The organism is Peterkaempfera griseoplana (assembly GCF_001418575.1).
GTDB lineage: Bacteria > Actinomycetota > Actinomycetes > Streptomycetales > Streptomycetaceae > Peterkaempfera > Peterkaempfera griseoplana.
In genome coordinates this window covers 1-12,142 of record NZ_LIQR01000324.1, presented here as the reverse complement: position 1 = coordinate 12,142, position 12,142 = coordinate 1, and the positions used below count along the sequence as shown (strand labels likewise).

The window sequence follows — 12,142 nt, the reverse complement described above, 5'->3', positions numbered from 1 at the left end:
CCGGGGAGATCTCCCTCGACCTCGACATGGTGTCCGCGACAGCCCCCAACGCACACATCCTCCTGGTCGAGGCCGACACGTCCGACAGCGACTCCCTCGGCCAGGCGGTGAACGAGGCCGTAGCCCTGGGTGCCAAGTACGTCTCGAACTCCTACGGTTCCGACTACCGCTACCAGGACGGCGAGGACCCGTCCGACGTGACGGCGCTCGACGCCTACTACAACCACCCCGGCGTCGCGGTCGTCGCCTCGTCCGGCGACTACGGCTACGGAGTCACCTACCCTGCGGCGTCCCCGTACGTCACCTCCGTCGGCGGCACCACACTGGCCCGCGACACGGACAGCGCGCGCGGCTGGTCCGAGACGGCCTGGGGGAAGGCGGGCTCCGGCTGCTCCGAGTACGAGCCCAAGCCGGCCTTCCAGAAGGACACCGGCTGCGCCAACCGCTCCGTCTCCGACGTCTCCGCGGTCGCGGACCCGGCCTCCGGCGTCGCGGTCTACCAGACGTACGGAGACACCACCGGCTGGGCGGTCTACGGCGGCACCAGCGCCTCGTCGCCGATCATCGCCGGCGTCTACGCGGACGCGGCCACGCCCGCCCCGGGTACGTACCCCAACTCCTACCCCTATGCGGCGAAGGCCGGCCTCAACGACGTCACCAAGGGCAGCAACGGCGGCTGCAGTCCCGCCTATCTGTGCACAGCCGCCGCCGGCTACGACGGCCCCACCGGCCTCGGCACACCCGACGGCGTGCAGGCGTTCCGCACCGGTCCGCACGGCGGACTGTCCGGCACCCTGACCGACAGCAGGTCCGGCAAGCCGATCGCGAACGCGACCGTCACGGCCGGAACCGACTCCGCGCACACCGACGCCCAGGGCGGCTACCGGCTCGACGTCCCGGCCGGTACCTACTCGGTCACCGCCACCGCGTTCGGCTACGCGACCGGTACCACCAGGAATGTGACCGTGACCGACGGCGCCGACCTCACCGAGAACCTCACCCTGGTGCAGGTCCCCAGTGAGACCGTCTCGGGCACCGTCACCGACGGCTCCGGTCACGGATGGCCGCTGTACGCGGAGATCACCGTCGACGGCAATCCCAACTCCGTGTGGTCCGACCCGGCCACCGGTGAGTACCGGCTGACGCTGCCGCGCAGGAGCGACTTCACCCTGCACGTCTCCGCGGTGTCGCCCGGCTACGACGCGGCCTCCAGGGACATCCACGTCGCCACCTCGCCGCGGAAGGACGACTTCGCCCTGACGGCCAACCCCTGGACGGCCACCGCCCCCGGCTACAGCGTCCGGCTCACCGGCACCACCGAGACGTTCGACTCGACCACCTCGGCGCCGAAGGGCTGGACCGTCACCAACGCCCCCGGACTCAGCGGCGGCTGGGCGTTCGACGACCCGGAGGACGAGGGCAACCAGACGGGCGGCGACGGGGGGTTCGCCGTCGTCAACGCGGTGAACCCGGACCAGCCCCAGGACACCGAGCTCACCAGTCCGGCGTACGACCTGACAGGCAGTACCTCACCGGAGCTCTCCTTCGACACCATGTGGCTGCTGCACCCGGTGTACCAGAGCCTCACCGTCGAGGCCTCCGGCGACGGCGGCGCCACCTGGTCGCCCATCTGGACGCCGGACAACTCCCTGGAACAGGTCGGCCCCGCCAGGATCGAGCTGCCCCTCACCGGCTTCGCGGGCAGCAGCGCGGTCAGGGTGCGCTTCCACTTCACCAGCACCTGGGGCTGGTACTGGGGAGTCGACGACGTCTTCGTCGGCCAGCGCGACTTCCCGCTCACCCCCGGCGGCATGGTCGTCGGCACCGTGGAGGACGCCAACACCGGACTGGGCGCGGTCGGTGCGCGGATCACCGACGGCAGCGACCCCTCAGTGCACACCGACACCGTCGGCACCCCGGACGACCCGGACCTCGGGGACGGCTACTTCTCGATGTTCGTCCCGAAGGCCGGCAAGCACCGGTTCACCCTGGCCAAGAGCAACTACTCCGACCTGTCCGACAAGCTGACCGTACGGGCGGACCGCACCGTCTCGGCCGACTACCGGCTCAAGGCCGGCCTGCTCCGGGTCACCCCGGCCTCGGTGGAGGCGACGGCCCGTCAGGGCACCCGTGCCACCCGGACCATCACGGTCGAGAACACCGGCAGCGCGCCTGCCACCCTGAAACTGGGTGAGCAGGTCACCGCCCTGGACACCGCCTCGGTGCAGGGTGCCCCGCTCCAGCGGATCACCGGCGACTTCCCGCTCGGGTTCAACGGGGCCGGGAAGCAGGCCCCGTCGGCGGGTTCCGCCCCGTCGGTCTCCGTGGCACCCCCCGCGCCTGCCGACGCCTGGCAGAGCGCGCCCGACCTGCCCGCGCGGGTGATGGACAACATCGCGGACAGCTACCAGGGCAGGGTCTACGCCGGCTTCGGCGAGAAGGGGTTCGTCATCAACGGCGACGGCATGAGCAAGAGCCTCTTCGTCCTCGACCCGGGCTCCGACAGCTGGACGCAGCTCGCCGACGCCACCGACACCCGCGAGGCCCCCGGGCACGGCTTCATCGGCGGCAAGCTGTACATCGCCGGCGGTTGGGGACCCGACGGCAACCCCGACCCGAAGCTGGAGATCTACGACGCCGCAGCCGGCACCTGGACGACCGGAGCACCGGAGCCGCGGCCGCACGCGGCGGCCGGCAGCGCCGTACTGGACGGCAAGCTCTATGTGATCGGCGGCTGCGACATGGCCTGCGGCGTCACCGACGCCGGCGTCTACGACCCGGTCTCCGACACATGGGGGGCGATCGCCGACTACCCGGAGCCGGTCTCCTGGACCTCCTGCGCGGGTCTGAGCGGCAGGCTCTACTGCGCGGGCGGCGCCACGGACAGCGGCGGCATCCAGCACACCTATGTCTACGACCCGGCGTCCAACGCCTGGTCCCGCCTCGCCGACATGCCGACCGGCCTGTGGTGCTCGGCCTACGCCGCCGCCAACGGCGAGCTGATCGTGTCCGGCGGCGGCACCACCGGCGCGATCACCAACCAGGGCTTCGCCTTCGACCCGAGGACGGGCACCTGGCACACGCTGCCGAACTCCCCCACGGCCACCTACCGGGGCGCGGGCGCGCTCGGCTTCTACAAGCTCGGCGGCTCCACCCAGGGCTTCTCCGCCACGTCGACCGTGGAGAACCTCCCCGGGTACGGCGTGGACACAACGGCCGACGTCCCCTGGCTGAAGGAGAGCACCACGCAGCTGACCCTGCGGCCCCACGCGACCGCGACCGTCACCGTGACCCTGGACGCGGGCGTGCCGCAGATCACCGGGGCCGGGGACTACCACGCCCGGATCGACTTCGGTTCCGACACCCCTTACCCGCTGTCTGCCGCCTCGGTGACGCTGCACGTCACACCGTCGAAGCACACCACCCCCACGGGAGCCGCCGCTGACCACTGAGCCGCGCCGCCCCACGCGGCCTGACCCGGCAGTGCGCCTGCCCGGCCCCCTTCGGCGGGCCGGGCAGGTGCACTGCGGGTGCCGAGAACCCCACCTGATCGACCGACCGGGTGGACACCCCGTGGACATGGGTCCAGAGGACGACCGCGTACCAGGCCCGGTCGCTCCGGCAGGCTGGGGAGAAGCCGCCGCACCCCCCGGTGCCAGGGCTCAGGCGGGCGTCCCCGCGGTCGGGTCACGCCGATCGCGGCCGAGTTCGGTGTACCGTGCGCGCATGCCCGGCCCGGCGGCCGGACCCGCGGCGAAGACGAACGCCTCGCTGTCGTCGAGTCTCCGGCCGGTCCGTGCGTCGACGACGACCGGCTCGGCCTCCTCGCCGGTCGCGGCGTCGACCAGGACCATCGACCGTTCCCCGGGCGCCAGATGCTGGTTGCCCCAGGCCGCCAGGGCGACGATCACGGGGCGGAGGGAGCGTCCGCGCTCGGTGAGCACGTACTCGTGGCGCACCGGGTTCGTCTGGTAGGGCCTCCGCTCCAGCAGGCCGTCCGCCACCAGGGTCTTCAGTCGGGCGGTGAGCATGCTCGTGGAGATGGCGAGGCTCTGCTGGAACTGGTCGAACCGCGTGTACCCGTCGAAGGCGTCGTGGAGGATCAGCAGCGTCCACCACTCGCCGACATGCTGCACCGTGGTCGACAGCGGACACTCGCGGTCCTCCAGCCTGATCCGACTCGCCATGGCGGCACCCTCCCTGGTTACTGCTAAAGTGAAAGTCACTAGCTTCTATTTTAGCAGTAAGCAGGGGCGCGCCAGAGGTGTGCCCCGGAACGGACACTCACCATGCCCTCTGTCGCCGACGCGTCCCTCGAAGGCCGCCGCGCCCTGGTAACCGGCGGCAGCAAAGGCACGGGAGCGGCGATCGCCGCACGCCTCCGTGCCGCGGGGGCGACCGTGCTGGTCACCGCCCGCACCCGGCCCGCCGAGCTGGCCGAGGAGGACTTCGTCAGCGCCGACCTGACCACGCCGGCGGGCGCCGAGCTGGTCGCGGACGAAACGCAGCGGCGGCTGGGCGGCGTGGACATCCTGGTCCACACGCTGGGCGGATCGGCCGCGCCCGCCGGCGGCTTCCAGGTGCTGACGGAGGAGGTCTGGCAGCAGGAACTCAACCAGAACCTGCTCGCCGCGGTCCGCCTGGACCGCGCGCTGATCCCCGGCATGCTTGCGCAGGGCCGGGGGGCAGTCGTCCATGTCTCCTCCATTCAGCGCCGCATGCCCCTGTGGGACGGCACGCTGGGCTACGCGGCGGCCAAGGCTGCGCTCACCGCCTACAGCAAGGGCCTGGCCAACCAGGTCGCGCCGCACGGCGTACGCGTCAACACGGTTTCGCCGGGCTTCATCCAGACCGAGGCCGCGGACGCGCTCATCGACCGCATCGCCGAGCGCACCGGCGACCGCGACTCCGCCCTGGCGTCACTGATGGACTCCCTCGGCGGCATTCCCCTCGGCCGGCCCAACCGGCCCGAGGAGGTCGCCGAGCTGGTGGCGTTCCTCGTCTCCGACCGCGCGTCGGCCATCGTCGGCGCCGAGCACGTCATCGACGGCGGCACCGTCCCCACCCTGTGAACCCGTAACGCACCGGACCCATGGAAAGCGAGGCAGCCATGCCCGACCCTTCCCCCTCCACCCCCGTGGAACACGACGGCCTGCCCGACGTGATCCGCCGGTACCTCACCGCGCACAACGCGGGAGACGCCTCGGCGTCGGCGGCACTCATGACCACGGACGCCCAGGTCACCGACGACGGGAAGACCTACGACGGCCTGCCCGCCATCGAGCGCTGGCTCGACCGGGCCGCCTCGGAGTACTCGTACACCACCACCTGGCTGGGGGCGGCGCAGCACGGACCGGACCGCTGGACCGTGACCCAGCGGCTCGACGGCGACTTCCCCGGTGGCACGGTCGACCTGCGCTACGACTTCACGCTCAGCGGTCGACTGATCAGCCGGCTGGTCATCGCCCCCTGATCCCCTGCGCCCCGGCCCCGGTCGCTCACCAGGCGCACGCCCATGCCCGCGCGCCGACCGGAACACGGCCTCCGGCTGCAGTGCGGACCGACCCTCCACGGTGGTGCGGCCTGTCCGCTTGCGGCTCCAGAACAGGTGCGGGAAGCACGCCTCGACGCTCGTCTGCCGCCTGCCGCTCAGCGGCGTGTCACGGCTGAGATCCAGCGGCGATGCCTGCGCCAGGCCGGAGCAACTGCCGCAGAACCGCGGCGGCGAGTACGACAGGAACGGCCCACACCGGCAGCGGTACGCCCCATGAGGACCGGACACATCGCCACCGGGGCGCAAGCCGTCGAAGGGTCGGCGGTCCGCGCTGACCTCGACCAGGTCAGGCGGACCGCCGACCCTGCGGTCAGTCCTGGAACGCGGCGAAGAGGAGGTTGAGCGCCTCACCCATGGTGGGATGGGTGATGATCATGTCCCGGAGGGCCGTGTAGGGCAGATCGGCGAGCATGGCGGTCTGCACGATGGTGACCACCTCGCCCGCCTCGGGACCCAGCAGCGAGACGCCGAGGATGCGGTCGGTCTCCGCGTCGACGACGGCCTTGAAGAGTCCTGCCGTCTCGCGCACGGTGCGGGCCCGGGGAATGGCGGCGACGGGCAGCTTCGCCACGCGGACCCGGTGTCCGGCGGCGCGTGCCTGCGCCTCGGTGAGCCCCACCCGGGCCAGTTCCGGTGTGAGGAAGACCGTGTAGGGGATGAGGCGGTCGCGGGTGGAGCGGCTGCCCCCGGCGAGGTTGGCCTTGAGGATCCGGTAGTCGTCCAGCGAGACATGGGTGAACTGACGGCTGCCTGCGACGTCGCCCGCGGCCCAGGTGTGCGGGGCGGAAGTGGAGAGGTGGTCGTCCACGACCACGAAGCCGGCCGGGTCGGTCGCAACGCCCGCCGATTCCAGGTCGAGCTCCGCCGTGACGGGCGTCCTGCCCACGGCGACCAGGACGTCGTCGCCGGTCAGACGGGTACCGTCGGCGAGCGTCGTGGTGACCTCGCCGTTGGCTGCGCGTTCCAGTGACGCGACCGCGGAACCGGTGACGACCTCAACACCGTCGGCGGCCAGCAGGTCAGTGACGGCCTTCGCGATGTCCTCGTCCTCGCGCGGCAGGAGCCGGTCGCCGGACTCGATCAGGGTGACGCGGCTGCCGAAGGCGGCGAACATGTGCGCGAACTCCAGCCCGACCACCCCGCCCCCGACGACCGTGAGCCGCTCCGGGAGCCGCTCCAGCTCCAGCAGTGTGTCGCTGGTCAGGACCCCTGCTCCGAAGAGGCCGGGGATGCCGGGGACGCGGGGCCGGGTGCCGGTGTTGATGACCACCTCGGCGCCGCGGATCCTCCGGGAGCCACCGGCGTTGAGCGTCACCTCCACGGTGCGTTCGGCGACGAACCGGGCCTCGCCCAGCACGAGATCCATGCCGGAGTCGAGGAACTGCCTGTAGTTGCCGGCGACCATGCCGTCGACCACGCCCGTCTTGTGTGCCCGCAGCAGCTCGACCTCCACCTTCGGCTCACCGGCGACAAGCCCGAGTTGCTGGGCGCGCTCCAGGATTCTCACCGCACGAGCACTGGTCACCAGCGCCTTCGTCGGAATGCAGGCGACGTTGATGCACGTGCCGCCGATCATCCGCCGCTCGACCATGGCGACGCGCCTGCCGGCCTTCGCCCAGTCCATGGCGAGCGTCTTGCCCGCCTTGCCTCCGCCGACGACCAGCAGGTCGTACTCCTCAACCGGATCGCTCATGCCGATGCTCCCATCAGGGCGTTGCTCGAAAGATGGCACCTGCCGGACCGCCGTGACTCTCGGGAAGGCCTGCAGGAGCGGCGCCTTGGCCGCCGCCGGGACCGCTGCCGCCTGATGCTTCCGACGGCCCCACAGCCGAGACTAACGGATAGATCGGTCGGTCTATTCAAAGACCGACCGGTCTGTCCGGGTGCCAGGGCTGTCCACACGGACGGACCGGTCGGTCTGCGATCGGCTAGCCTGGGGGTCGTGGGCACCTCCAGGAACAGCACGACACCGGCGCAGCGCCTCCTCGACGCCGCATCCTCCCTCTTCGCCAGGGAAGGGATCCGTGCGGTCGGGATCGAGCGGATCCTGGCCGAGGCCGATGTCGCCCGGGCGAGCCTGTACCAGAACTTCGGGTCTAAGGACGCCCTGGTCGCAGCGTATTTGGACAGTCAGCACGAGACCATCCGTGCCGGCCACGCCCGGGCCACGGCCCGGCTGGCCGACACCGTCGACCGCATCCTGGTGCCCTTCGATCTGTCGGCCAGGGACGTCAAGCGTCGCGGTTTCCGCGGCTGCCTCTTCCTCAACGCCCTCACCGAGTTCCCCGAGACCCGGCACCCGGTGCGGGCAGCCGTCGGCCGGCACCGGACATGGCTCGCGGATGTGTGGCGCGACGAGCTCACCACCGCGGGAGCAGCCGACCCCGAGGGGACCGCCGCACAGCTCGAGCTGCTCTACGACGGGGGGCTCGCCGGATGCAAGAGCGCCCGCTCGGCGGAGCCGGTCCTGCGGGCCAGGCAGATGGCGCTCGAGGTCCTGCGGCGGGCACTGCCGCAACCTGATCAGGCAGGCTGTTCCCGTACCGCCTGAGACACCCGCCGGCATGACGGTGTGTCCGATACGCCGTCCCGGGCGCGGCCGGCGCCGCCACCGCGGCCTGCCTCGGCATCACGTCAGACATGCCCCGGCGTGGGCCGGGTCGTCGAGCGGCGCACCTGGCCGGTCGAGGACCACGACCGTACCCAGGCGCCCCGACGTGGAGGCCCCGACGTGGAGGCCCCGACGCGAAGGCGCCGTCGGGCGCCCGCGGCGGAGACCGGGCGGACCGGGTCGGACAGGGCTACGCAAACACCGCCTCCCCCGACCGCCTCATCGAGACGTTCCTCGTCCGGTCGTGGTCGGATCACCTGGCGCAGCATCACGAGCGGCAGACCGGACTCGACAGCGCCCTGGAGACAGGCGCCCGCAACCTGCCGGCCGAACCGCCGCAGGTCGTCCATGCTGTCGCACACGGACAGGTCCAGGTGTGCCGCCTCTGGAGGCCGAGGACGTGGCCGAGGCGGCGCCGATCTCGGAACCACCGAGGCGCGCCGAAGGATTCCGTACACATCCATGCACGTGCGGGAGCCACAGGGTCGAATTGCCCTCTCGGGCAGCGCGGGCCGGCAGAATCAGACTTGCTCCATGTCCATGCTCCCGGGGCGAATGGTCGAACCTAGGAGCAATTGTCAGAATCTGTGGATTGCGTTGCCTTCTGGTGGGCCGGGGACTGATCGAGCCTGGGTCTCGGAGTCACCGTCTCGGCGAGCCGCTCCAGACCGAATCCACTGATCAGCAGGCGTTCCTTGCGGTTGCCGGTGAGACGCCGGCTCCAGTCGACGAAGCCGCCGTCGCCGACCTCCACCAGCTCGCCTTCGACGCCGGTGTAGATCTTGAAGCAAACGCCGGTGTAGTAGGCGCGCCCTGTGGTTCGGTCCGGGTCCTCCATCACGGAAGTCGCGGGAAGTGAAGCAAGGCCGGCACGCATCCGCTCGACGATCGGGCGGCTCGCCTCCTCCAGGCAGGTGAGCCGGATCTGCGTGTGCTGTGCCCCTGCGGCAGTCAGCGCCCGCACGGCGAACTGCAGGTGTTCATTCAGCTGCTGGTGTTCGAAGGAGTGATTGCCGGTGTCCCGGCCGGCGGTCACCAGGCCGAAGATCTGGAAATGGGCAAGCATGCCTGGGCCCTGGAACTGCTGTGCCCGGGTGACCCGCTGACTGGCCGCCAGTCGCACCGGCGCACGTGAACGAGGTTCGGAGGCCAGGGCCAGGGAACGTCGCGCGGATGCCTCCAGGGCCAGTGCGTTCGTCGGGTCGGCGGCTACCTCACTCCCGCGGATGGTCGCGATCACCTTGCGCGGATCGACGGTGGCGACCGCCGAATGTGCTGCCAGAGGCAGGACCGGGGCAAGCACCAGCATCTCGAAGCCGTCGGGCAGAGCAGAGATCAAGGTGTCCTCGGTGCGGCGCAGTGCGGTAAAGCTGACAGGTGCCGGTACCACGAATCGATCAGCGCGGTAGCGCCGCATGACCTCGGCCGGCGAGAGCCGGTCGGCTCGCCGCCGGAACACCTCGAGCAGCAGTGTGGTCAGATCGCTGCCGGACAGGCCATCAGTCAGCACCTCCAGCAGATCCTGTCCGCCCGGCTGTCCCAGGACTCGCTGCAATGCCGGGTTGACCGGCGTCTCCGGACGGTGTTCACCATCGCGCCTCATGCCCAGGGAGTATCACCTGGTCAGGTTTGGGGCGGCCAGGGGATTTCCGGTGCATCGGTGATCAGGCCGCTGCGATCTCGGGGCGCTCGACGAGTCGGCCTCGCTCGAAGCGGGTTCCGGTGCTGACGAGGCCGGTTCGGAGAAGCCGGCGCAGGTCTCGCCGCACCCAACTCGGCTTCACCCCGCTGCGCGGCGCCGAACCGGCGACCGAAGTCTTCCCCCAGTCCGCGTGAGCCCGGTGTCCGGGGTCGCGCGCTCACACCGTCGACCCGAGGCACGCGGGGCTGACCGGACTTCACCTACGCGCCGGGGAACGATCGAAGGGCCCGCCGTCTTCATGCCTCCCCAGGTTTCTGATCGTCCTGTTCCTGGGCCCAGGTGACCGCCCATTCGGCGAGCGGCTGGAGGGCGGGGCCGAGCGCTGTCCCCAGCCGGGTGAGCTCGTAGCCATCGGCTGAGGGGGCGATGATCCCGCTTGACGTGAGTTCGCGAAGCCGCTGGTAGAGGACACTGGACGACAGACCGGGGCACCGTGCCAGCAGCGCACGCGCACCGAGCGGACTCGCACGCAGCTCCCAGACGATCCGCAGCGCCCATCGACGGCCGAAGAGATCCATCGCGGCCATGATCGGACGGCCGGTGGTCGATCCACGAACCGGTGTTCCTGGGCGCGGTGTCGGCATGCCCCTCCTTGTGTTTCGTTATCCGAAACACTAGCATCCCCCTCGTGTTTCTGATTCAGAAACAACCTCGACGGGGGCACCGATGTCGCGCGCAGCCGTGCTGGAACCGCCGTACGCCGACCAGGCCGGCGCGCCGAGCGCGCGCATGATGCCCGGGGACGTGCACGGGCGGAGGCGGTCCCGGCCCGACGTGCGGGAGCGACCGCCCTCTCCGCAATGGGCGAGACCTGCGCCGCGGCCGGCACCCACGCGCTCACCGGCGCCGCGGAGATCCCGGTCCCCGCGGACGTACGCGCCGCCGCCCGCCGGACCCTCGCCGAGGCCGGGCTCACCCACGACCACCTGGCCCCGGCCGGTCCCCCCGACGTCACCGACGCCCCGGACGACCCCATCGGCGAGGCGATCCCCGCCGGTGACCGCCAGGGTCGGCACCACCCCGTCCCGCCGACAACATCCCGCTCACCTCCGGGGGCCCGCATGACCGCGTCCGCAACAGGAACCGCGACCCGCATATGCCTGCACGCACCGGCCCCCGGCTGGTCGATCGACGCGGACGTCGTGGTCGTCGGCTCCGGCGTGGCAGGCCTCACCGCTGCCCTGCGCTGTACGGCAGCCGGCCTGCGCACCGTCGTCGTCACCAAGGCGCGCCTGGACGACGGCTCCACCCGCTGGGCCCAGGGCGGCATCGCGGCCGCGCTCGGCGAAGGCGACACCCCTCAGCAGCACCTGGACGACACGCTGGTCGCGGGGGCCGGACTCTGCGACGAGAGCGCCGTCCGCGCCCTGGTCACCGAGGGCCCGGACGCGGTACGCCGCCTCATCGCCACCGGCGCCCACTTCGACACCTCGTCCACGGGCGACCTCCAGCTCACCCGCGAGGGCGGCCACCACCGCCGCCGCATCGTCCACGCGGGCGGCGACGCCACGGGCGCCGAAGTCTCCCGCGCCCTGGTCGAGGCGGTCCGTGCCGCAGCGGTCCGTACGATCGAGGACGCCCTGGTCCTGGACCTGCTGACGGACGCCCAAGGCCGTACGGCAGGCGTCACCCTGCACGTCATGGGCGAGGGCCAGCACGACGGGGTCGGCGCGGTCCGCGCCCCGGCCGTCGTCCTGGCGACCGGCGGAATGGGCCAGGTCTTCTCCGCGACGACCAACCCCTCGGTCGCCACCGGAGACGGCGTAGCGCTGGCCCTGCGTGCCGGAGCCGAGGTCTCCGACCTGGAGTTCGTCCAGTTCCACCCCACGGTCCTCTTCCTGGGACCGGGCGCGGCGGGCCAGCAGCCCCTGATCTCCGAGGCGGTACGGGGCGAGGGTGCCCACCTCGTCGACGCGAGGGGCACCCGCTTCATGCTGGGGCGGCACGAGTTGGCCGAACTGGCCCCGCGCGACATCGTCGCCAAGGCCATCACCCGGCAGATGCAGCTCGACGGCACCGACCACATGTACCTGGACGCCCGTCACTTCGGCGCAGCGATGTGGGAGACCCGATTCCCCGCGATCCTCGCCGTCTGCCGCAGTCACGGTATCGACCCGGTCACGGAGCCGATCCCCGTCTTCCCGGCCGCCCACCACGCTTCGGGCGGCGTACGCACGGATCTGCGCGGGCGCACCACGGTCCCCGGCCTCTACGCCTGCGGCGAGGTCGCGTGCTCCGGGGTCCACGGCGCCAACCGGCTGGCCTCCAACTCCCT

General features: G+C 71.5%; 9 protein-coding genes. 5 read left to right on the top strand and 4 right to left on the bottom strand.

The window, feature by feature from the left end; all coding sequences use genetic code 11:
• The coding region (locus AOK09_RS23865; protein WP_079063370.1) for a Kelch repeat-containing protein at positions 1 to 3,452 on the top strand (3,452 nt) is incomplete at its 5' end.
• Positions 3,453 to 3,662: 210 nt separating this feature from the next.
• On the opposite strand, the gene AOK09_RS23860 is transcribed toward AOK09_RS23865, so the two are convergent.
• Positions 3,663 to 4,187: a winged helix-turn-helix transcriptional regulator gene (locus tag AOK09_RS23860; protein WP_175609337.1), complete on the bottom strand. Its 525-nt coding sequence runs from the start codon at positions 4,185 to 4,187 to the stop codon at positions 3,663 to 3,665.
• Between the two features lie 102 nt (positions 4,188 to 4,289).
• Between AOK09_RS23860 and AOK09_RS23855 the strand changes: the two genes are divergently transcribed.
• A complete protein-coding gene (locus tag AOK09_RS23855; protein ID WP_055589290.1) occupies positions 4,290 to 5,072 on the top strand; it encodes an SDR family oxidoreductase in 783 nt (260 codons plus the stop codon).
• Positions 5,073 to 5,110: 38 nt separating this feature from the next.
• Positions 5,111 to 5,473, top strand: coding sequence for a nuclear transport factor 2 family protein (locus AOK09_RS23850; protein WP_175609336.1), 363 nt, complete (start codon positions 5,111 to 5,113; stop codon positions 5,471 to 5,473).
• Between the two features lie 391 nt (positions 5,474 to 5,864).
• Here AOK09_RS23850 and AOK09_RS23845 read toward each other — a convergent pair whose 3' ends face one another.
• Positions 5,865 to 7,247 (bottom strand): dihydrolipoyl dehydrogenase family protein, encoded by a 1,383-nt coding sequence (locus AOK09_RS23845; RefSeq protein ID WP_055589289.1) that lies wholly within the window; start codon positions 7,245 to 7,247, stop codon positions 5,865 to 5,867.
• 249 nt (positions 7,248 to 7,496) lie between these two features.
• Between AOK09_RS23845 and AOK09_RS23840 the strand changes: the two genes are divergently transcribed.
• Positions 7,497 to 8,105, top strand: coding sequence for a TetR/AcrR family transcriptional regulator (locus AOK09_RS23840; protein WP_055589288.1), 609 nt, complete (start codon positions 7,497 to 7,499; stop codon positions 8,103 to 8,105).
• Positions 8,106 to 8,730: 625 nt separating this feature from the next.
• Here the strand turns inward: AOK09_RS23840 and AOK09_RS23835 are convergent.
• Together AOK09_RS23835 and AOK09_RS23830 are read right to left on the bottom strand one after the other, a co-directional pair.
• Positions 8,731 to 9,768 carry a hypothetical protein gene (locus tag AOK09_RS23835; RefSeq protein ID WP_157876008.1) on the bottom strand — a complete coding sequence of 346 codons (1,038 nt, stop codon included), beginning with the start codon at positions 9,766 to 9,768 and terminating at the stop codon, positions 8,731 to 8,733.
• 335 nt (positions 9,769 to 10,103) lie between these two features.
• Positions 10,104 to 10,394: a winged helix-turn-helix transcriptional regulator gene (locus tag AOK09_RS23830; protein ID WP_079063368.1), complete on the bottom strand. Its 291-nt coding sequence runs from the start codon at positions 10,392 to 10,394 to the stop codon at positions 10,104 to 10,106.
• A 534-nt stretch (positions 10,395 to 10,928) separates the two neighbouring features.
• Between AOK09_RS23830 and AOK09_RS23825 the strand changes: the two genes are divergently transcribed.
• On the top strand, positions 10,929 to 12,142 hold a 1,214-nt coding region (locus AOK09_RS23825), incomplete at its 3' end, for an L-aspartate oxidase (RefSeq protein ID WP_055589291.1).